Origin of the sequence: Pseudomonas putida, assembly GCF_016406145.1 — a bacterium.
GTDB classification, from domain to species: domain Bacteria; phylum Pseudomonadota; class Gammaproteobacteria; order Pseudomonadales; family Pseudomonadaceae; genus Aquipseudomonas; species Aquipseudomonas putida_E.
In genome coordinates this window covers 1,861,408-1,881,342 of the sequence record NZ_CP066306.1, presented here as the reverse complement: position 1 = coordinate 1,881,342, position 19,935 = coordinate 1,861,408, and the positions used below count along the sequence as shown (strand labels likewise).

The 19,935-nt window shown below is 59.6% G+C and carries 19 protein-coding genes; 9 read left to right on the top strand and 10 right to left on the bottom strand.

Annotated features, from left to right (window positions below):
• Positions 1–139: 139 nt before the first annotated feature.
• The 4 genes from JET17_RS08625 to JET17_RS08610 all read right to left on the bottom strand — a co-directional run bounded on the left by JET17_RS08625 (position 140) and on the right by JET17_RS08610 (position 4,679).
• The gene (locus JET17_RS08625) at positions 140–1,102 is read right to left on the bottom strand and encodes a cyclase family protein (protein ID WP_012313596.1); all 963 of its coding nucleotides are present in this window, start codon (positions 1,100–1,102) and stop codon (positions 140–142) included.
• A gap of 46 nt (positions 1,103–1,148) precedes the next feature.
• Complete coding sequence (locus JET17_RS08620) at positions 1,149–2,240, bottom strand: glycerol dehydrogenase (protein ID WP_233100436.1); 1,092 nt, start codon at positions 2,238–2,240, stop codon at positions 1,149–1,151.
• A 75-nt stretch (positions 2,241–2,315) separates the two neighbouring features.
• Positions 2,316–3,086, bottom strand: a complete 771-nt coding sequence (locus tag JET17_RS08615; protein WP_012313594.1) for an SDR family oxidoreductase — start codon at positions 3,084–3,086, stop codon at positions 2,316–2,318.
• A gap of 654 nt (positions 3,087–3,740) precedes the next feature.
• On the bottom strand, positions 3,741–4,679 hold the full coding sequence (locus JET17_RS08610; RefSeq protein WP_012313593.1) for a LysR family transcriptional regulator: 939 nt from the start codon (positions 4,677–4,679) through the stop codon (positions 3,741–3,743).
• Positions 4,680–4,800: 121 nt separating this feature from the next.
• On the opposite strand from JET17_RS08610, the gene JET17_RS08605 reads away from it, so the two are divergent.
• From JET17_RS08605 to JET17_RS08590, 4 genes are all read left to right on the top strand, one after another.
• Entirely contained in the window at positions 4,801–5,727 is a 927-nt protein-coding gene (locus JET17_RS08605) for an alpha/beta hydrolase (RefSeq protein WP_012313592.1), read from the top strand.
• Between the two features lie 801 nt (positions 5,728–6,528).
• Positions 6,529–7,494: a tRNA dihydrouridine(20/20a) synthase DusA gene (gene dusA / locus JET17_RS08600; RefSeq protein ID WP_012313591.1), complete on the top strand. Its 966-nt coding sequence runs from the start codon at positions 6,529–6,531 to the stop codon at positions 7,492–7,494.
• Between the two features lie 232 nt (positions 7,495–7,726).
• Positions 7,727–8,653: a transaldolase gene (tal, locus tag JET17_RS08595; RefSeq protein WP_012313590.1), complete on the top strand. Its 927-nt coding sequence runs from the start codon at positions 7,727–7,729 to the stop codon at positions 8,651–8,653.
• 143 nt (positions 8,654–8,796) lie between these two features.
• Complete coding sequence (locus JET17_RS08590; RefSeq protein ID WP_012313589.1) at positions 8,797–10,656, top strand: alkaline phosphatase D family protein; 1,860 nt, start codon at positions 8,797–8,799, stop codon at positions 10,654–10,656.
• Between the two features lie 52 nt (positions 10,657–10,708).
• Here the strand turns inward: JET17_RS08590 and rssC are convergent, their stop codons facing one another.
• Complete coding sequence (rssC, locus tag JET17_RS08585; protein ID WP_012313588.1) at positions 10,709–11,191, bottom strand: anti-sigma factor antagonist RssC; 483 nt, start codon at positions 11,189–11,191, stop codon at positions 10,709–10,711.
• Positions 11,188–12,372 carry a two-component system response regulator RssB gene (gene rssB, locus JET17_RS08580; RefSeq protein ID WP_042111919.1) on the bottom strand — a complete coding sequence of 395 codons (1,185 nt, stop codon included), beginning with the start codon at positions 12,370–12,372 and terminating at the stop codon, positions 11,188–11,190. Before rssB ends, rssC begins: the two co-directional genes overlap by 4 nt.
• A 269-nt stretch (positions 12,373–12,641) precedes the next feature.
• Here rssB and JET17_RS08575 point away from each other — a divergent pair, with 269 nt between their 5' ends.
• Positions 12,642–12,941, top strand: coding sequence for a PilZ domain-containing protein (locus JET17_RS08575; RefSeq protein ID WP_012313586.1), 300 nt, complete (start codon positions 12,642–12,644; stop codon positions 12,939–12,941).
• A gap of 51 nt (positions 12,942–12,992) precedes the next feature.
• Here JET17_RS08575 and JET17_RS08570 read toward each other — a convergent pair whose 3' ends face one another.
• Positions 12,993–13,700, bottom strand: coding sequence for a VacJ family lipoprotein (locus tag JET17_RS08570; RefSeq protein WP_012313585.1), 708 nt, complete (start codon positions 13,698–13,700; stop codon positions 12,993–12,995).
• Between the two features lie 188 nt (positions 13,701–13,888).
• Between JET17_RS08570 and JET17_RS08565 the strand changes: the two genes are divergently transcribed.
• Together JET17_RS08565 and JET17_RS08560 are read left to right on the top strand one after the other, a co-directional pair.
• Positions 13,889–14,452 (top strand): hypothetical protein, encoded by a 564-nt coding sequence (locus JET17_RS08565; protein ID WP_012313584.1) that lies wholly within the window; start codon positions 13,889–13,891, stop codon positions 14,450–14,452.
• 123 nt (positions 14,453–14,575) lie between these two features.
• On the top strand, positions 14,576–14,839 hold the full coding sequence (locus JET17_RS08560) for a DUF4404 family protein (RefSeq protein ID WP_012313583.1): 264 nt from the start codon (positions 14,576–14,578) through the stop codon (positions 14,837–14,839).
• 125 nt (positions 14,840–14,964) lie between these two features.
• On the opposite strand, the gene queF is transcribed toward JET17_RS08560, so the two are convergent.
• Complete coding sequence (gene queF, locus JET17_RS08555) at positions 14,965–15,795, bottom strand: NADPH-dependent 7-cyano-7-deazaguanine reductase QueF (RefSeq protein ID WP_012313582.1); 831 nt, start codon at positions 15,793–15,795, stop codon at positions 14,965–14,967.
• A 68-nt stretch (positions 15,796–15,863) separates the two neighbouring features.
• Positions 15,864–16,367 carry a cupredoxin domain-containing protein gene (locus JET17_RS08550; RefSeq protein ID WP_012313581.1) on the bottom strand — a complete coding sequence of 168 codons (504 nt, stop codon included), beginning with the start codon at positions 16,365–16,367 and terminating at the stop codon, positions 15,864–15,866.
• Between the two features lie 153 nt (positions 16,368–16,520).
• On the opposite strand from JET17_RS08550, the gene cinR reads away from it, so the two are divergent.
• Together cinR and JET17_RS08540 are read left to right on the top strand one after the other, a co-directional pair.
• Positions 16,521–17,201, top strand: a complete 681-nt coding sequence (gene cinR / locus JET17_RS08545) for a two-component system response regulator CinR (RefSeq protein ID WP_012313580.1) — start codon at positions 16,521–16,523, stop codon at positions 17,199–17,201.
• Positions 17,201–18,538 (top strand): heavy metal sensor histidine kinase, encoded by a 1,338-nt coding sequence (locus tag JET17_RS08540; RefSeq protein ID WP_012313579.1) that lies wholly within the window; start codon positions 17,201–17,203, stop codon positions 18,536–18,538. Before cinR ends, JET17_RS08540 begins: the two co-directional genes overlap by 1 nt.
• 114 nt (positions 18,539–18,652) lie before the next feature.
• Here JET17_RS08540 and JET17_RS08535 read toward each other — a convergent pair whose 3' ends face one another.
• Complete coding sequence (locus JET17_RS08535; RefSeq protein WP_012313578.1) at positions 18,653–19,894, bottom strand: lipoprotein-releasing ABC transporter permease subunit; 1,242 nt, start codon at positions 19,892–19,894, stop codon at positions 18,653–18,655.
• Between the last annotated feature and the right edge of the window lie 41 nt (positions 19,895–19,935).

Genomic DNA, 19,935 nt, shown 5'->3' with positions numbered 1-19,935 from the left:
TCGTAGTGCGGCAGGACGATCAGAAGAACGTCCTCGATTTTTCACAGAGGATGATAAGCCAACCGCCTGCCGTTCGGGAGCCGTTAGTTGGAGAGAAAAACCTGAGAGCAGCGCTTCTGCTGCCCCCTGGCAAAGACACTCATTTAATGACGATCGGATTCACAGGAGCGCCGGTTCCGCCAACGACCTTTAGAGGGGCTGCGGTGTACAGGAACGTCCACTGACCGTCCTCAGCGCAGTCCTCCGCGAGAGGGTCAAGCTGAGCGATCTCAGTGAGAGTGATGCCCAAGTTCCTCATGAGTGCGTTGTGCAACGGCAACGCAACCCCTGACACGGGATCGACGGTAACTTCGTTAGCGATGGTGTCGGTGACAATGTTCGGAATTTCCATCTCCTGAAACCACTTTACCAGCTCAGGGCTGTAGGTCAGGCCTGGCTCGATAAAGTCTTTGTAGAACTCTTCCGGGTCGCGTTTATAAAACGAGCCGATCCATCCAGTGCGGATGATGAGAATGTCGCGCTTGTTGATAGAGACGCCTTGAGCGCGGGCCGCAGCCATCAGATCCTCATGGTTGAAAGTTTCGCCTGCATCCAGCACGTCTTTGCCACGGTGGCGCGCTATGTCGATCAGAATGCCTCGGCCAACGATGCCTTTTTCACCCAATGGAGCAACGCTCGCCTTGGCCAGGGAGCCGATAGTGGTATCAGCGCTGTACCCATTCCAGATCTGGTCGTCGTACCAAACGTGGCCGAGCGCGTCGTATTGAGTTGAACCCTGAAGGTGGAAAAACATTACATCGTCGGCGAACTCGTACGAGCCTGGAAAGTGTGGGCCCTTGCCGCAGTTGTAGTGGCCACGATCCATGATATTCATGCGCTTTGACTGAGAGCGCCCAGGCCAGACCGGGTCACCTGCAGGATCAGCCATCCGCACCTGCAAAGTAAATGTCTTGCCTTGCGTGACCTCTTTGACACCTTGGAGCACCTCGACACCTGTGAGGTAGTTGAGTGAGCCAACCTCATCATCCGGCCCCCACTTACCCCAGTTCTTAGGGGAGTCTTTGAGCAAGTCATGAATGTGCGGAACGGTCTTGTCTGTCATTTTCTGAGCCTCTTTTATTATTGGATTAGCTGTACCGCATTAGCGGTTAGTTGAAACGTTCAAATCGTTGTCCCAGGTCGTCGGCACGAGCGAGTCCTCGGATGAGTCGTTCAGCGGTAAGGGCTGGCGCCATATTTTTCGCGTAAACCGCACCCAGTGTTGCCTGGACAACAATGTCCAGTTCCTCAGAGGTAAACGGAGACGTCTGGCCAAGGCCGTCGAGGGTGACGGGAAGATTCACATCATTCAGAAGCTGAGCGACCTCTAGGATGTCTGAGTCTGGGCGCTCTTCGACCGACATCTGCACCAGCGTCCCGAATGCGACAAGCTCACCATGCAGCATGGAAGTAATCGCAGGAATTGCCGTAAGACCTCGCACAAGCGCATGAGCTAGCGACAAGCCGCCACTCTCGAACCCAACGCCACTGATAAGGACGGTTCCTTCAACAACCCGCTCGACATCATCATTAACCTCGTGCCGGCCTACTGCTTGGTAAGCGCTGTACCCGTAGGTCATAAGCGTCTTAAACACTGCCTCTGTTAGCAGCAATGCAGTGTTCAACGCTGGAGTACCAAATGAGTTATTGCCTCCGGCAGACTGACATTGTTGCGCCTCAAACTTTTTACTGATGGCGTCGCCGATGCCTGCGGCGAAAAACCTTGCAGGCGCACAGACAATCACTTCGGTGTCCACGACTACTGCAGAGGGGTTCATGTTCAGGTACTCGACACCAACGACCTTGTGCGCTTCGTCGTAAAGCACAATCAAACGGCTGGTTGGGGCGTCGCTGGAAGCAATGGTCGGGCATACGACAATAGGGACATCAAGCTGAGCAGCCATACCTTTAGCCGTGTCAATTGTCTTACCCCCGCCCAAAGCGATGATGGTGTCTGGCCTGTAATCTGCTGATCGCTCACAGAGAGACGCAATTGCCGCTTTAGTGCATTCACCTGGAAAAACGATGCTGTTCGCCTCGAAACCATGCTCTGACAATGCACTCCCTACCTCAGGCCACAGATGCCTTGAGACGAACTCGTCGCATAAGACCAAAGGGCGCGATTGCCCCATATCGGAAAGGATTCTGCCAAGCTGCTTTAGTGCGCCTGGCCCTTGCTCGTATCGGCCAGGAAAACCCATTGTTCGAACCATGCCATCACCCGCTGCTGAAAAACTGTGAGATAAATCGTTACGTTGAATACGAGCCCGGCTGGATCAGCGCATCAACCAGCCACCAGCCACATCCACGACTTGGCCCGTGATGAAGTCGCTGTCGTTTGAAGTCAAAAAGCATGCTGCTTTAGCTACCTCAAGTGGCGTTCCAAGACGGCCCAACGGAGTCTCATCAACAACAGCCTGGTTCGCTTGCGCAGAAACGGTTTTCAGAAGCGGCGTTTCGATGCGTCCCGGGGCCAGCGCGTTTGCCGTAATCCCATAAGGCCCGAGCTCACCTGCCAGATGACGGGTAAAACCGATAATTGCGGCTTTGGTGGCGCTGTAATGCGCCGCAACGATAGGGAGAAATGCGCTGCCAGCAACGGAAGACATGTTCACGATTCTCCCAAAGCGACGCTCGACCATCCCCGGTGCGAGTGCTCTAACCAAGTTGAACGAGCCAGTGAGGTTGATGCCGACGACCCGATCCCACTCCAGGGGATCCATCTCCCAAATCGGTGCGGGTGCCCCCTGATGTTTGGGAGACACGCCTGCATTGTTGATCAAGGTGTCGATAGGGCCGAGCTGCTCGCTAAACTCAGCACAGGCTCGACTGCATTGATCAAAATTTGCGACGTCAGCTTTAGCCCAAGCCACCAAATGTCCGGCAGTACAGAGTTGCTGGGAAAGCTCAGAAACTGACTGTTCGTCGAAGTCTACCAAGGCAACCCGCGCGCCCTCCTCGCAGTACAGCCGGGCAATCGAGGCACCGATGCCCCCTCCTGCCCCGGTAATAAGAACTGTGCGTCCTGTGTGTCGAAGATTCGTCATGCCAAATTCCCCGCGCTGAACAAACAGAAACAAGACGCGGTGATGCTCACACGCGTCCAATGCCGCACTGGCTCACCGAAAATTTCGGGTTCATGTAAGCGGGTGGTGTTAGGAGATTTGCGTGGCGAAGCCAGTGCCCCCGCGCCGGAGCGGTCGGTGACTCTAGATAAGAGAGTGGCGAGGGCTGCCCACGTGCTTGACCGAGCGCAGGCTAATGATGCAGTGACCATCATGATCTCCAGATTTGCCTAGGAAAACGGCAAATATGAATCGTTTCATTCTCGCAGTCTGCGGACTTCAGCCAACAAAATATGCGATCTTTTCACGACTATATTTTTGTATTTATTCTCGAAAGAGATATTTATGAAGCGCTTCATTTTTAGTCTGATATTTGACCGCTGTCAAGCGGTCTGCACGGTCACTTCCCCAGCAAGGAGCGCCAGTAGCTCCTACGAAACGCATTCATGAGCATCTGCGCCAATCCTATTGAGGATGCGAAAAACACCGGCGCACTAAGCCCCTGACGTACTGGCCCCTTCGGCAGATGAGCTGAACACGGGCGCAGTGCTCACGCCTGGAAGTCGATGCTCAAGTGAAATGAATATGCGATGCATATGTTAGGTATCGACTAGCCGCGCGGGCTTCGCTCACGGGTCAGACAGAGTGAATGCGTTCCGCAGAATGCTGCTCCCATGGTGGGCATGGTGACCAAGCCTCCACGAGCTTATCGATGAAGAGTCGAATTTTTGGAGAGAGGTGCCGCTTGCTAGGGTAGATCACCCGAATAGGCTCTGCGGCCTCTGCATACCCAGCGAGCAATTGAACAAGCTTGCCGCTCCTCAAATCGTCGTTCACCACGTAGGAAGGAAGAGTCGCGATGCCCAGGCCAGCTACAGCTGACTGGTGTAATGACTCAGCACTGTCCATCTGTAGCCTTCCACCATGAGTAACGGACACAGCGCTACCATTCACGCGAAAATTCCAAGGAAGCAATCTCCCACCGCTCACGAAATGCAGGCACTGGTGCCCGGTTAAATCCTCAGGCGTTTTAGGCTCGGCATGCTCAGCCAAATATGTGGGGGAAGCGCAGGTAATCATTTGTTGGTAGGCCACAGTGCGCGTTAACAACCGAGAATCTTCCTTCGGTGGCCCGATGCGCATGGCCAAATCAAATCCCTCGTCAATCAAATCGACCAGCCTGTCAGAAAAGGTGATATCCACGCTCAGGGAGGGCCAATCCTTAAGGCAGTACTCAATGTGTTGAAGGACATGAAGTCTGCCAAGCGCAACCGGCAAACTCATCCGCAGTCGCCCACTGGGAGTCGAACGACGAAACGCAAGGGCATCCTCCACGTCGTCCAGATCCTGAAGAACGCCCACACAGCGCTCATACAGAACCTGGCCGTCATCCGTCATGCTTAAACTGCGCGTAGTGCGATTCAGTAAACGTACCTGTAAACGAGCCTCGAGCCTGACTATCGACTTCCCCACTGCAGAGCGCGTAAGGCCAAGCTGTTTTGCCGCCGCAGTGAAGCTTCCAGCGTTTACCGAGCTTACAAACGCGGCGATATCGTTCAGGTTGTGGAGTTCCATACGGCCTCAGTGATCTCAACGTTCGGGCGGCTTAGCACCAGTTATGGGGAACCCTATTCCCCAATACTAAGCATAATATCTCAATTAGCTAATCCACTCCCAACGATCAATTGAGGTCAATATGAACACGAAAGTCCAAGCAGCCGTCCAAACCTGGGCCAACAGCCTTAGCGATCTGGTACCCGTTCTCAAGGGAATCGATACCACCACAAAAATGAGCGTCATCCGCGACTCCTACGCAAAAATGCTCGCGCAAAATCCAGCGCCAGCTGGCGTTAAATTCGAAGCAGTCGACATGGGTGGCGTACCCGGCACACTGGTTACCCCGGACGAGATCAAGACTGACGCAGTAGTGATGTACATCCACGGCGGCGCCTACATTGTAGGTCGTCCAGACGGCTACCACGGCATCGGCGGCAACTACGCGAAAATGCTCGGTGCTCGCGTGTACATGCCGGACTATCGCCTTGCCCCTGAGCACAAGTTCCCAGCCTCTATTGACGACACACTGCGCGCCTACGAGTGGTTGCTTGAGCAGAAAATCCCGGCTAACAAAATTGCTTTCTCTGGCGAGTCGGCTGGCGGCGCAATGGTTGTCAGCGTCATGGTTGCGGCTAAATCGAAAGGGCTTCCATTGCCTGCGGTTGGCTCCTCCATCTCGCCATGGGCGAACCTTGAACACACCGGGGCTTCCATGAGCAACCGTGAGGGTCTGGATCCTCTGAACTCCAAGCCTGTCCTGGACATTCTCGCCAGAGCATTCCTAGGCGACACATTGGCCAATCATCCACTGGCCTCACCTGTGTTCGCGGACGTCACCGGTCTTCCACCAATCTTGGTGCAGATCGGCGAGAACGAGCTGATGTTGAGTGATGCAATGCGCCTTGCAACTCACCTCGCGGATAACCGCGTTCGCGTCAACCTGGAAGTATGGCCAGCAATGTTCCACGCTTGGCATTTCTACGCCAGCATGCTGCCAGAAGGTCAGCAGGCTATGGAGAGTTCCGTTCGCTTCATTGAGGGTGGCTTGGCCGACGCTAACCGCTGAAACGCAGTACAACCGCGATAGCTTTCTGGCTGTTGCGGTTTTCCTCATCCTGTTTCTGAAAAAGCTTCATCAGGCTGCCCAGAGCACTTGAACAAGCGCCCTGCCCAACCCGAGCAAATTTCACCAAACGCCCCGTCGTGGCAGGCTGTGTCCACTGAGCTCAAAAGATGTTTGTTCCGTTGACACCAGACCGCACAACTATCAACCCAAGGGGCTCTGTGCGGAGAGTGGCCTCGTGGCAGCTTTTGCCTTAGGCATGGACATCAGCGCGCCAATCATTGGTGCTCCAGGAAAACGCTGAAAAAAGCTTCCTGATTTGGCAAAACCCTCAGATACCAGTTGCCGAGCTTTTCAAAGCCGCTCGCTGCCGATTTGCCAACCCTCTTCTACACCGCCTTGTAGATAAACAGAAAGCTCCGCTGAAGGGTGCCCCCGCGCTGTATGTAATCGAGTTAGTCATCGATATAATGAGCGACAGCTGAACCCTTGGGGCCGCCGTCCTGTCTGTAGCCTTGATCTCTTCAAGCTGACGCTCCCTCTCCTTCGCAAGCTTTTCGGTCTCGAACGTTGCGCTGATAGGGGTGATGCCCTTTTTCCGGATGAGGGCGCGCCATTTTCCACTGGGGAGCCGCTGGATCGAAGCCATACTTGTGTTCACTCAATGTTCATTAACCCATACCCGACGCATACTTTTTTGCACACGGCGTGTATCTCAGATATACCAAAATCTTCTTTTTGGCCCGGAAATGTACACGCTCGATAGCACGAACACATGCTGGAGGCCTTTAAATACAAGGCTTTATGAATCGTAAATTTAGTGTAGCCCCGATGATGGACTGGACCGACCGCCACTGCCGGTTCTTCCTGCGCCTGCTCTCCAGGCACACCCTGCTCTACACCGAAATGGTCACCACTGGCGCCCTGCTGCACAACGACGCGCACCGTTTCCTGCGCCACGATGTGTCCGAGCATCCGCTTGCCCTGCAGCTGGGCGGTAGTGTGCCGGCCGACCTGGCGGCCTGTGCGCGCCTGGCCGAACAAGCGGGCTATGACGAGGTGAACCTCAACGTCGGCTGCCCGAGCGACCGGGTGCAGAACAACATGATCGGCGCTTGCCTCATGGCCCACCCGGCGCTGGTGGCCGATTGTGTCAAGGCCATGCGTGATGCGGTGTCGACGCCGGTGACGGTGAAGCACCGTATTGGTATCAATGGCCGTGACAGCTATGCCGAGCTGTGCGACTTCGTCGGGCAGGTACGTGACGCCGGGTGCCGCAGTTTCACCGTGCATGCGCGCATCGCGATTCTCGAAGGGCTGTCGCCGAAAGAGAACCGCGAGATCCCGCCGCTGCGGTACGACGTGGCTGCGCAGTTGAAAGCAGATTTCCCGGACCTTGAGATTGTACTCAATGGCGGGATCAAGACCTTGGAGGAATCTAAGGCGCACCTGGAGACCTTCGATGGGGTGATGCTGGGCCGCGAGGCTTACCACAATCCGTATGTGCTGGCTGAGGTGGATCAGGTGCTGTTTGGCAGTAATGCGCCGGTGGTCAGCCGTAGCGAGGCGATGGCCAAGCTGCGGCCTTATATCGTGGCGCACATTGAAAGCGGGGGCGCAATGCACCACGTCACCCGGCACATTCTGGGGCTGGGCCAGGGGTTCAAGGGGGCGCGGCGGTTCCGGCAGTTGCTTTCGGCGGACATTCACAAGGCGCCGGAGCCACTGGTGGTGTTCGACCAGGCCGCGGAGCTGTTGCAGGGGCGGTGAGGTGAATGGGCGGGCCCTATCGCCGGCAAGCCGCTCACAGGGACGGTGCTGTTCTTGAAGGTATCGCCCTGCTTGTGCGGGGTTTGCTGCAGTGTTGCAAGGTGGTGGGGAACCTCGTGCTGGCTGGTGACTCGAATCATCACCCCAGACAATTCGCCACCGCCCCACTGGCCCCTTGAGCGGCCGTCGGGGCTCGGGTAATGTCGAGACATCGCACAGGACAGAGCACGCCATGACTTCCAAGCTGGAACAACTCAAGCAGTTCACCACCGTGGTCGCCGACACCGGGGATCTGGACGCCATCACCCGCCTCAAGCCGGTCGATGCCACCACCAACCCCTCGTTGCTGCTAAAGGCTGCCGCTATCCCGGGTTATGCCGACCTGCTCAAGCAGGTAAAAAGCGATGCCAAGGGCAATGTCGACCTGGCGTGCGACAAGTTCGCGGTGGCGGTGGGCGCTGGCATTCTGAAAGTGATCCCTGGGCGCATCTCCACCGAAGTGGATGCGCGCCTGTCGTTCGACGAACCGGCACTGCTGAGCAAGGCCCGCCAGCTGATCGAGCTTTACCAGGCCGCCGGGATTCCCAAAGACCGCGTGCTGATCAAGCTGGCCTCCACCTGGGAAGGCATCCGCGCCGCCGAGCAGTTGGAGAAGGAAGGCATCCAGACCAACCTGACCCTGCTGTTCTCCTTCGCCCAGGCCCAGGCCTGCGCCGATGCCGGTGTGTTCCTGATTTCGCCGTTCGTGGGCCGGATCTACGATTGGTACAAGAAAAGCACCGGCCAGGAGTACGTGGGTGCCAATGACCCGGGCGTACAGTCGGTCACACGCATCTACAACTACTACAAGGCCAACGGCTACAACACCGTGGTCATGGGCGCCAGCTTCCGCAACATTGGCCAGATCGAACAACTGGCTGGCTGCGATCGCCTGACCATCAGCCCGGAGCTGCTGCAGCAACTGAGCGATGACCAGGGCGAGCTGCCGCAGGTGCTAAAGCCGGGCGATGCCGGCGAGGCCAAGCAGGTGCTCAGCGAAAGCCAGTTCCGCTGGGCCATGAACGAAGACGCCATGGGCACCGAGAAACTGGCCGAGGGCATTCGCCAGTTCGCCCGTGACCAGGAGAAGCTGGAAAAGCTGATGGCTGACAAAGCCTGATACATATCCGGTTTGCCAGGCGGGCGGTGAATGTTCAGCATTTTCCGCCCGCTTTGCTTTAGCCGTTCAAAAAGCGTTTTGAATTCAAGGGCCCCTTCGCGACGGTTCGACGCGAATGGGCCGATTAGCCACCAGAGCTGTCCATGACTTCCTCCCCTTTGCCCCTTGTTCTCGCCGGCCCTGTACTGCGCCGCCTGGAGCCTCAGCGCCTGGCCATCTGGCTGGTCGGCAGCCAACCCTTGCAGCCCGAGTTCACCCTGGACGGCGCGGCCAAGGTGGATTGCCAGGTCGTACCGATCGGCCAGCACGCCTTCATTCATCTGCTGGACATCCACTTTGCCCAACCGCTGCCCAGCAACGTCGAACTCGAATACGACCTGCTGATCAACGGCCAAGGTATCGCTGGCTGGGCGCCGCACCTGCTCTACCCAGGGCGCCGGCGCCCGAGCCTGGTGCTGCGCGACCGCCTGGACCAGCTACTGCACGGCTCTTGCCGCAAGCCGCACCACCCCGCTGCCGATGGCCTGCTTTGCGCCGACCGGCTGCTGCAGGCCTGTACGCGCCCCGAAGAGCGCCCGGCCGTGCTGCTGATGACCGGCGACCAAGTCTACGCCGATGATGTAGCAGGGCCGATGCTACGGGCCATTCATTCGCTGATCGAGCGCCTTGGCCTGTTCGATGAACACCTGGACGGCGCGGTCGTGGCCGACAGCAGGTCGCTCTATGACCACCCGGCCAGCTATTACCACCGCGCCGACTTGCTGCCGGCCCAGGAACGCAACGAAACCCTGCGCGAGCGATTCTTCGGCGGCAAGCGCAAACCGATCTTCTCCTCAAGCAATGCCGACAACCATCTGGTGACGTTCGCCGAGGTCATGGCCATGTACCTGCTGGTCTGGTCACCAACACCTTGGCAACTGGTAGAGCTCGAGATGCCTGCGGGCCTTGCCGACCCGCACCAGGCGCGCTACCGCAAGGAACTGCCGCTGGTGCAGACGTTCGCCGACAACCTGGGCCAGGTGGCCCGGGTAATGGCGCATTTGCCTTGCCTGATGATCTTCGACGACCACGACATCACCGATGACTGGAACCTCTCGGCGCAGTGGGAGGAAACAGCCTACGGCCACCCATTCTCGCGACGAATCATCGGCAATGCCCTCCTCGGCTACCTGCTGTGCCAGGCCTGGGGCAACGACCCGCAAGGCTGCAAGGCAATGGTCGGGCAATGCCAGGCACTAGCTAGCCCACAACTGGACAGCCAGCAACAGGACCACCTGATCGGTGAGCTGCTGCGCTTTCAGGGCTGGCAGTTCAGCCTGCCCAGCAACCCGCCCCTTCTGGTACTGGACACCCGCACACGCCGCTGGCGCAGCGAAAGCGACTTGGCCAAACCCTCCGGCCTGCTCGACTGGGAGGCGTTGAGCGAACTGCAGCAAGCCTTGCTGGACCACCCTTCGGCGATCATCGTGTCACCGGCGCCGATCTTTGGTGTCAAGCTGATCGAGACGGTGCAGAAAGTGTTCAGCTGGCTGGGCCACCCGCTGCTGGTAGATGCCGAGAACTGGATGGCCCACCGCGGTGCCGCCCAGGTGATCCTGAATATCTTCCGCCACTCGCGCACGCCGGGGCACTACGTGATCCTGTCAGGGGACGTGCATTATTCGTTCGTGTACGAGGTGCTGATTCGCCATCGCCAGCGCAGCCCGCACCTATGGCAGGTCACCAGCAGCGGGATCAAGAATGAGTTCCCTCGCCGCTTGCTGGACGTGCTGGACCGGCTCAACCGCTGGCTCTACTCGCCGCGCTCGCCGCTGAACTGGTTCACCCGGCGGCGGGAGATGGAAGTGGTGCCGCGCACACCCAGCCACAGCAAGGCCGGGGAAAGGCTATGGAATGGTGCGGGGCTGGGGCAGGTATTTTTCGATGAACAGGGGCGCCCGGCACGGGTGTTTCAGCTGGATGCAAAGGGGGGTGAAGCTACGGAGTTTGCCCGGCCGAACTAGCTGATCTGGCCCTTTGCGAGTTCAACCGCCAAGGACGCAGGCAGGCGGCGGATCAGGAGCGCTCCAGCGCATTCACCAGGTCATGGAAGGCTTCACGGTTGGAGTCATTCAGGCCCATCAGAATCTTGTGCGCCTCCAGCACCTTGGAGCGCACCACATCTTCGTTCTGGTCCTGGGATGGCAGGTCGGTCAGGCATTCCGGGCACGGCACCGGGCGATCGACGATGTTGAACACCTGATCGAAGCCCATCGACTGCAGCAGGCGCGAAATATCCGGGTTGGTGGTGACCACGGTCGGCAGCAGGCCGACCTTTTGCCGCGACAGGATCGACAGCTTGGCCAGCAGGCCCAGCGTGGTGCTGTCTATGCTCTCGGTCTCGGTGAGGTCGATGACGATGGCCGAGAAATTCAGCGCGGTGAATATTTTCTCGATCGTCGCATCCAGCGCCGAACACAAGGTCAGGCGCACTTCACCGACGAATTTCAGCACGAAGGTACCGCTTTGCTCGGCGAACTGGATTCTACCGGTACTCATTGAAGGTTCCTGCTTAACACCAATAGGGCGATATCATCCGGCATCTCCCCAAGCGTAGCCAATCCAAATCGTTGGCGCAGCCCATCCAGGCTACCACCCGCTGCCTTGACGATGTCCGGCAAGGCGGCCTCTTTATCTTTGAGCGTGTCCCCTGGCAAAAGATCCAGGATACCGTCTGACATCAGGGTCAGGCTGAACTGCGGTGGCAGTTCCATCACCAGGTCCTGGTAGGTTGCCTCATCGAACAGGCCTACCGGCAGACCACGGCCTTCCAGGTAGCGGGCCTGGCCTGGGGTATACAGCACCGGCAGCGGCAAGTGGCCGCCCACGGCGTAGGTCAGCAGGCCGGTTTCTTCATCGATCACACCACCGACCATGGTCACGTGTTTGCCAAGCTTGCAGTTGATCAGGCCACGGTTGATGTGGCCGAGCACTTCGGAAGGCTTGAATTCGCGCAGTTTGCTGTTGCGCTTGAATTCGAACATCAGCCGGGTGGTCATGAACTTCAGCAGCACCGTGACGAAAGCCGACGACGCGCCATGCCCGGAGACATCGGCGAGGTAGAAAGCGATGCGCCGCTCATCCACGCGGAAATAGTCGGCGAAGTCGCCTGACAGGTACAGCGACGGGATGATCTGGTGCTCGAAGGCAAACTCCCCGGCAACCCAGGGGCTCTCTGGCAGCATGTTCATCTGCACCTGGCGACCGGCAGTCTGGTCCTCCTGCAACAGGTGCAGGCTGGCCTCCAGTTCACGGTTCGCAGCCTCGAGCTTGTCGCGGTAACGCTGGTTTTCCACCACCAGGCGCGAACGGTCAAGCGCACGGCGCACCGAATGTTCGAGCACGGCTAGGTCTTCCAGCGGCTTGATCAGGTAATCGGCGGCGCCCAGGCGCAAGGCCTCGACTGCGTCGCTCATCACGCCGGCACCCGATACCACGATCACCGGCAACTGCGGCGCGCGCTCACTGACCTGGCGGATCAATTCCAGGCCGCCCATCTGCGGCATGCGCAGATCGCAGATCACGAGGTCGGGCTGGTGTTCTTCAAAGACCTGGAGCCCCTGCTGGCCATTACCGGCCTGGAGGACGCTGAAGCCACTGTCTTCCAGATAGGCGGCGAGGCTCGCACGGACCACGTCGTCATCATCGATGATCAGCAGCGTTGCACTGATTTTCTGCATGTGGGCGAACGGCGCCGATTTAGGTTGGTGCAGGGGCGTCTGCAAGGCTGACATCCAACTGCTGGAATACTCTGTGGTAACACTCTACTTGAGTTGTAGGCCAAGAACACGGCCCAGGCAACCGGCAGAGGTACTGTGTAAGGCGCAGACGGTACTCCCATCCGCCAGGCGTTTCAAGCATGCATGGGTCGAGTCTGGTGCTCTTTACAGGCTAAATCACCGAGAGTTATAAGAATGCGACCTGTGCAACCCGATGAGAAGGATGCAGCATGCCAAACACGCCCTCCAACCACAGTGAGAAACGCGACTTCATTCGCATGCGCATCGACACCGAAGTCAGCCTGCTGCATGCCGGCCAAGTGATCGCAGCGGTATGTCTGGACCTGTCCAGTAGCGGCATGCAGGTGCGCGCACCGCAGCGCTTCGAGGTAGGCGACACCCTGGAGGTACGGATCGACTCCGACCACCCTGCCCTCAAAGGCCTGCATGCCAGCACCGAAGTGGTCTGGATCGCCGACCAACCCGGCGGGCAGCAGAAATTTGGCCTGCGCATCTTGGCCATGCATTGATCTGTTACGAAAAAGGCGACCCGAAGGTCGCCTTTTTCATGCACGCATGAATCAAAAGTCGTCTTCGACCTCACCATCCTTGACCTTGAACTCGCGGTTCTGCAGGTAGGCGTTGCGAATGAAGATGTACTTGTCGCCCTGAATCAGCTTTTCTGCCGACAACAGGCTGGCCCGGGTATCGACCACATCCAGAGCGAAGATAGAGTTGCGGGTCGGCACATGATCGATGTAGCGGTACGGCTTGGTGTAGCCGTCCGGGTATTTCGCCAGGCCATCGCGCACGGTGCTCGGGCCCAGCAGCGGAATGACTACGTACGGGCCACTGGGCAAGCCCCAGTAACCGAGCGTCTGGCCGAAGTCTTCGTCACTGCGCTGCAGGCCCATCTTGGTGCCCACATCGAAGAAGCCGCCAAGGCCGAAGGTGGTGTTGACGATCAGCCGCGCCGTATCAACGCCCGCCGCATGCGGCTTGAGCTGCAGCACGTTGTTGGCCAGGTTGGTGACATCGCCCAGGTTACGGAAGATATTGTGTATGCCATCTTCGAGGAACTGGGGGGTGACAGCCTGATAGCCCTGGGCCAACGGCTTGAGGGCATAGGTGTCGAGGACATCGTTGAAGCGGAAGATCGGCCGGTTGACCGCCTCCCAGGGATCATCCTCGGTGGCCGCCTGGGTAGCCGCCACAGGTGCCAGCAGCAAGCTGGCACAGACACAGGCCTGGGTGACTCGCTCGATCACACCGGCACCGATCCTACGCATAGATGTTTCTCCATCGAATTTCTCGGCCGCAGGCGCAACGCATGCGCCGCAGGTAAGGCGGCAGTATAGAGGCTTGCGAGCTGATAAACACCTTTACACATTTTTCCTAAATATTTGTGAGCAGCCATTACGAGTCACAGAGACGTAACAATCGCTCAATAGCCTGCGGTGTATTTAGGGACGTTGCCATGCATGATGCACCTGCCTTCACCGCCGTGCTGTTCGGCCTGCGTGGTTGCCTGGTCCAGGCTGCCAATGGTAGCCCCTTGCCCGCCCCCGGCGCCCTCGACACCCTGGCTGGCCTGCGCCGCCGTCAGGTGCCATGCATCTGGCTCGATGACCTGAGCAGCCCTCAGGGCAAACGCCTGGCCAGCGTGCTGCCGGATTGGTTGCCGGGGCACGCGACCAATGGCGTGCGATTGCCCGCGCCCAACGCCTGCTGGCAGGCACTGATGGCGCTGGACAGCCAACGCCTGGACGGCTGCGTGTTGGTAAGCGGCGAGCCGCGGCTGTTGCAATCAGGCCTCAACGCCGGGCTGTGGACCATCGGCCTGGCCGCCTGCAGCCCATCCTGCGACCTCGGCTCGCAGCAATGGCAAGCCATGACCCCGCAGCAGCAGGAGCTGGCGCGGGGCAAGGCCACGCTGGAACTATTCCGCTTGGGCGTGCACTCGGTGATCGACCACCTCGAAGCGCTGGACACCTGCCTGGCCGACATCGCCCAGCGCCGCCGCAAGGGCGAAAAACCCTGACACAGCAACGTTGACACGGATCATGCAAAGCAACGGCGAGTGGATTACGCTAGAAGACAGGTGCGAACCTTTGCCGCTTCGCTGAGGTCCATGCCTTGCCAAGCCATTGATGGAGAACAGCCAATGCCTGCCCGCGAATTGCAAGAGCGCCTGAACAGCTTGCGCGAGCAACTGGATCGAAACATACCGCTTACGGATGAGGAGTTGGCCGCGCTGCATGAGGAAGCCAGACAGATCGAGGCGCAACTCAAGCTTGAGGAAGCGACGCCAGACAACAACCTGGTCGATGGTGTGAACCTGGCCATAGAGCGTTTCGAGGCCGACCATCCCGACCTTACCGCCACCCTGCGCAGCATTGCCAACTCGCTGCACAGTATGGGTATTTAGTAATAGCTGGGGCCGCTTCGCGCCCCTTTCGCGACACAAGGCCGCTCCTACAGAAGCGCGAGTACTTCTGTAGGAGCGGCCTTGTGTCGCGAAAGGGGCGCGAAGCGGCCCCAATCACTCGAACCTTACTGACGCACCAGCCGCACGTTTTCAGGGCTGATCGCCCCAGTACTACGGTACGGATTGATATCCAGCCCACCCCGGCGCACATAACGCGCGTACACGGTCAGGTGCTCCGGCTGCAGCAGGTTCTTCAAATCCAGGTAGATCCGCTCCACGCACTGCTCATGAAAGTCCGCATGCTGGCGGAAGCTGATCAGGTAGGTCAGCAAACTCGCATGGTCCAGCGCCCTGCCCTTGTACTCAACTACAACACTCCCCCAGTCCGGCTGGCCGGTCACCGGGCAGTTCGACTTGAGCAGGTGACTGTGCAGGGTTTCTTCCACCACACGCTCGGGGTTGCAGCGCAGCAACTCTGGCTGCGGCTGCTCGTAGTTGCTGATGGTCACATCCAATGCATCAATGCACTGCCCCGGCAGCGCAACCACACCTTGCGCCTCCACTTCTGCCAGCGTGCGCACCTGCACGCTCACAGGCTTGCCAGCGGCAGCCGACAGGTCTTTCTCAAGGCATGCCTGCAACTCGCCAATGGTGGCGAACACCGTCTGGTTCAGTGAGTTCAAGTAAAGCTTGAACGACTTCGACTCGATGATGTTCGGCGAATCGGCAGGGATGGCGAACTCCCCTATCGCCACCACGGGCTTGCCGGACGGCAGCAGCCACGACAGCTCGAAGCAGTTCCAGTAATCCACGCCGTGCCACGGTAGGGTCTGGGCGGTTACCCCCAGTTCGGCCCACTTGGCCGTGCGCGGGATGGGGAATAGCAACGAAGGCATGTAGGTGGCAATGTATTCGCTGGATTTGCCCAGCGGGGAATGTTCGGCGGCGGGATGCATGGAAACTGACCTGAAGGTTCGGAAATACCCTTAGTCTACCGGTTTTACATCCCGCCTTGGAGCGCCAGTCACTCGATGGTCAATGGCCCGACCATGCCAGCCTGGTAGTGCCCAGGTACGTTGCAGGCGAATTCGATGGGCGCCGACTGGCGGAAGGTCCAGGTCAACTCGGCGCGCTGGCCGGGCTGCAGCAGCACTGTATTAGCAGCATCATGGCCGTGGGCACCGTGGTCCATCTGGCCATGGTCCATACCCTCGTGGTTCATGCCAGCGGTGAACAGCTTGCCTTGCATGGAAATCATTTCTTTCTGGTGCTGGGCGTGCATGGCCTTGTCGCCCAGGTTGAATTCATGGGGCAGCTTGCCTTCGTTGATCAGGACAAACCGTACGGTCTCGCCCGCCTCGACCTGCAGGCTCCTGGGTTCGAAGGCGATGTCCTTGAGCACTACCTCGACCGTGCGCGTGGCCTTGGCCGCCGGGGCCGGCTCGCCGAAGGAAAAGCTTTTGCCAGTGCCTGCCAGGGTGGGCAGGCTGACCAGGGCAAGCGCAGCGGCGATGAACAGGCGTTTCATGATGACTCCAGTACTTGCAGCGGATATGAGGCCACTTTAGAAAGGGCTGACTGGCAGCTACCTGACGGCAAGATTACAACTTTGTCAGTTTGGGCGGCGACAGAGATAGTCACGTATCATTTCAACCACTACACCGCCGATTCCGGACACCGCATGAAACTGCTGATTGTCGAAGACCAGGCCCGCACCGGCCAGTACCTGAGCCAAGGCCTCAGCGAAGCCGGCTTCGCCACTGAGCTGGTCGCTGACGGCGAAACCGGCCAGCACCTGGCGCTGAGCGGCGATCACGACCTGCTGATCCTCGATGTGATGCTCCCTGGTCGCGACGGTTGGCAGATCCTCCAGGCTGTGCGCCAGGCCGGCCTGGACACGCCGGTGCTGTTCCTCACTGCTCGCGATGCGGTGGAGGACCGCGTGCGCGGCCTGGAACTAGGTGCCGACGATTACCTGGTCAAGCCTTTCGCCTTTTCCGAACTGCTGGCCCGGGTCCGCAGCCTGCTACGCCGCGGTGCCAGCCCCAGCCAAGAGACGCAGCTGGCCTTGGCCGACCTGCGCCTGGACTTGTTCCGCCGCCGGGCAGAGCGCGCAGGCCAACGCATCGACCTGACCGCCAAGGAGTTCGCCCTGCTTGAATTGCTGCTGCGCCGCCAAGGCGAAGTATTGCCCAAATCGTTGATCGCCTCGCAAGTTTGGGACATGAATTTCGACAGCGACACCAACGTCATCGAGGTCGCAATCCGCCGCCTGCGCCTGAAAATCGACGACCCGCACCGCAACAAGCTGATTCACACCGTGCGCGGCATGGGCTATGTGCTCGAGGAGCGCCACGACTGATGCGCAGGCTTTCCCTTGGCAGCCGTCTGGCCCTGTTGTTCGCCGCGTGTACCGCTGCCGTTTCGCTGGGGGCGGGCCTGCTGTTCAACCGCGCCAGCGAGCAACATTTCGTTGAGCTGGACCAGCAACTGCTCGAATCACGCGTGTCGCTTTTACGCACCCGGCTTTCCGGCCTGCAACGCCCTGCCGACCTGCAAGCGCAGTTGGCAGCACTGCGCAACGAGCTCAGCCACCAGGCCGACCTGGCCTTGCGCATCAATGGCAGCGATGGCAGCCCTTGGTACGCCAGCCGCTCCGCGCTGCCAGACGCGCCGGCCGGCCCAGGGCTGGCAACGGTGCATGCCGACGGTGTCGATTACCGCAGCCTGGCCGTGCGGCTGAACGACAGCGCACGACTGACGCTGTTTCTCGACATCACCCATCACCAGCACTTCCTGCAGGGCATGCAACGCCTCATCTGGCTCACCGTCGGCCTGTCCGCGCTGGCCACGGCACTGCTCGGCGCCTGGGCCGCGCGCCGCGGGCTAAAGCCCTTACGGCAGATGGGCCAGGTGGCCGCCAGCGTGTCGGCGCGCTCGCTGACCACCCGTCTGCCGGTGGCGCAGCTGCCGGAAGAACTGGCGGAACTAGGCAGCACCGTGAACGCCATGCTGCAGCGCCTGGATGACGCCTTCCAGCGCCTGTCAGCGTTCTCGGCCGATATCGCCCACGAGCTACGCACGCCGCTGTCAAACCTGCTGACCCACACCCAGGTCACCCTCACCCGCCCACGTAGCCTCGAGGAATATCGCGAAGCACTGCACGGCAACCTTGAGGAGCTGCAGTGGATGGCACAGATGATCAACGACATGCTTTTCTTGGCCAAGGCCGACCATGGGCTGCTGGCACCAGGCCAGGCGATGCTGGCGTTGCATGAAGAGGTGGACGCGCTGCTGGAGTATTACGCCCCCCTCGCCGAGGATAACGAAGTGCAGCTGCTGCGTGAGGGTGAGGCGACGTTGAAGGGCGACCGGCATATGCTGCGCCGGGCACTGTCCAACCTGCTCGACAATGCACTGCGGTTTACGCCGGCAGGCGGGCAAATACGCGTGACGCTGGAGCCTGGGGGTAAGGTTTGCGTGGCCAATACCGGCAAACCGATCGAAGCTGCATCATTGCCTAGGCTGTTTGACCGGTTTTATCGGGTGGACCCAGCGCGGCGCGAGGGCAGTAGCGAACATGCGGGGCTGGGCCTGGCAATCACCCGGTCGATCATCCAGGCCCATGGCGGGAGCATCCGGGCACAGTGCAAGGACGGCTGGACGCGGTTTGTAATCAAGTTCAGCGAGCCGCTTTAGATCCCCTGGCTGTTTTGCAGCCCATTCGCGACACAAGGCCGCTCACAAAGCTGACGTGATCGCTGTAGGAGCGGCCTTGTGTCGCGAAAGGGGCGCAAAGCGCCCCCAGTGCAATCAACCAGCCAGCCCGATCGCCGGCTGCACCTGCGAAGCCCGGTATGCCGGGTAGATGGTCGCCAGGAAGCTCATCACCAGCCCGGCGGTGCAGATGATCGCCACATCACCCCACTGCAGCTGCGACGGCAAACTGCTGATGAAATACACATCCGAGGTAAAGATGTGCTGCCCGCTCATGCGCTCCAGCCAGCCGACGATCTGGCTGACATTGAACGCAGCAATCACCCCAAGCACGCCACCGATCAATGTGCCGACGATACCGATCAGGCTGCCCTGGACCATGAAGGTGCCCATGATCTGTGCCGGGGTGGCGCCCAGGGTACGCAGGATGGCGATGTCCGGCCCCTTGTCGTTCACCACCATCACCAGGGTGGCGATGATGTTGAACGCTGCCACAGCGATGATCATCATCAGCAGCAGGCCGATCATGGTCTTTTCCATCTTCATGGCACTGAACAGGCTGCCCTGGGTGTGCGACCAGTCATCCGCGCGGTAGGCATCACCCAAGCTGGCAGCGATGGCCTTGGACACCTGCGGTGCGGCATACAGGTCGTGCAGTTTGAGGCGCACGCCCTGCACCTGGCCTGGCGACCAGCGCTGCATCTCGCCGGCATCGGCCACATGCATGTAAGCCTGCGAACCGTCGAGCTCGGCACCCACCTTGAAGATGCCGACCACCGTCAGGCGCTGCATGCGCGGGGTGATGCCGCCCGGCTCCTTGCTGATTTCCGGCACGATCAGGGTCAGTTTGTCGCCGGTATTGAGGCGGAATCGGCGCGCAGTCAGCTCGCCGATCACCACGCCATACTCACCCGGCTGCAGGGCCTGCAGGCGCCCCTGCACGATGTGCTGGCCGACGATCGAGACCTTGCCCTCTTCGGCCGGGTCGATACCGCTAACCTGGATGGGCTGCATCGCACCTTTGTAGGAGAGCATGCCCTCCATCTCGGTGATCGGCGCAGCGGCCATCACTGCCGGGTTCTGCAGTGCCGCGTCGGCAGCCTTGCGCCAGTCGCCCAAAGGCTGCACGCCGAGGATGCTGGCGTGTGGCACCAGGCCGAGGATGCGCGAGCTCATTTCGCGCTGGAAGCCATTCATCACCGACAGCACCACGATCATCGCCAGCACACCCAGGGACAGGCCGATCATCGAAGTCATCGAGATGAACGAGATGAAATGGTTGCGGCGCTTGGCACGGGTGTAGCGCGCACCGATGAACAAGGGCAAGGGTCTGAACATGTAAAACACCCACTGAAAAAGTTGCGGGGCGGCTCAGGCCA

Bases quoted from the DNA above. Each gene is read 5' to 3' on its own strand.
- rssC (WP_012313588.1), bottom strand. From the start codon at position 11,191: ATGAGTACCGGTAGAATCCAGTTCGCCGAGCAAAGCGGTACCTTCGTG.
- dusA (WP_012313591.1), top strand. From the start codon at position 6,529: ATGAATCGTAAATTTAGTGTAGCCCCGATGATGGACTGGACCGACCGC.
- JET17_RS08535 (WP_012313578.1), bottom strand. From the start codon at position 19,894: ATGTTCAGACCCTTGCCCTTGTTCATCGGTGCGCGCTACACCCGTGCC.
- JET17_RS08560 (WP_012313583.1), top strand. From the start codon at position 14,576: ATGCCTGCCCGCGAATTGCAAGAGCGCCTGAACAGCTTGCGCGAGCAA.
- JET17_RS08590 (WP_012313589.1), top strand. From the start codon at position 8,797: ATGACTTCCTCCCCTTTGCCCCTTGTTCTCGCCGGCCCTGTACTGCGC.
- JET17_RS08610 (WP_012313593.1), bottom strand. From the start codon at position 4,679: ATGGAACTCCACAACCTGAACGATATCGCCGCGTTTGTAAGCTCGGTA.
- JET17_RS08540 (WP_012313579.1), top strand. From the start codon at position 17,201: ATGCGCAGGCTTTCCCTTGGCAGCCGTCTGGCCCTGTTGTTCGCCGCG.
- JET17_RS08605 (WP_012313592.1), top strand. From the start codon at position 4,801: ATGAACACGAAAGTCCAAGCAGCCGTCCAAACCTGGGCCAACAGCCTT.
- JET17_RS08575 (WP_012313586.1), top strand. From the start codon at position 12,642: ATGCCAAACACGCCCTCCAACCACAGTGAGAAACGCGACTTCATTCGC.
- JET17_RS08570 (WP_012313585.1), bottom strand. From the start codon at position 13,700: ATGCGTAGGATCGGTGCCGGTGTGATCGAGCGAGTCACCCAGGCCTGT.
- cinR (WP_012313580.1), top strand. From the start codon at position 16,521: ATGAAACTGCTGATTGTCGAAGACCAGGCCCGCACCGGCCAGTACCTG.
- JET17_RS08625 (WP_012313596.1), bottom strand. From the start codon at position 1,102: ATGACAGACAAGACCGTTCCGCACATTCATGACTTGCTCAAAGACTCC.
- JET17_RS08550 (WP_012313581.1), bottom strand. From the start codon at position 16,367: ATGAAACGCCTGTTCATCGCCGCTGCGCTTGCCCTGGTCAGCCTGCCC.
- JET17_RS08620 (WP_233100436.1), bottom strand. From the start codon at position 2,240: ATGGGTTTTCCTGGCCGATACGAGCAAGGGCCAGGCGCACTAAAGCAG.
- JET17_RS08615 (WP_012313594.1), bottom strand. From the start codon at position 3,086: ATGACGAATCTTCGACACACAGGACGCACAGTTCTTATTACCGGGGCA.
- rssB (WP_042111919.1), bottom strand. From the start codon at position 12,372: ATGCAGAAAATCAGTGCAACGCTGCTGATCATCGATGATGACGACGTG.
- JET17_RS08565 (WP_012313584.1), top strand. From the start codon at position 13,889: ATGCATGATGCACCTGCCTTCACCGCCGTGCTGTTCGGCCTGCGTGGT.
- tal (WP_012313590.1), top strand. From the start codon at position 7,727: ATGACTTCCAAGCTGGAACAACTCAAGCAGTTCACCACCGTGGTCGCC.
- queF (WP_012313582.1), bottom strand. From the start codon at position 15,795: ATGCATCCCGCCGCCGAACATTCCCCGCTGGGCAAATCCAGCGAATAC.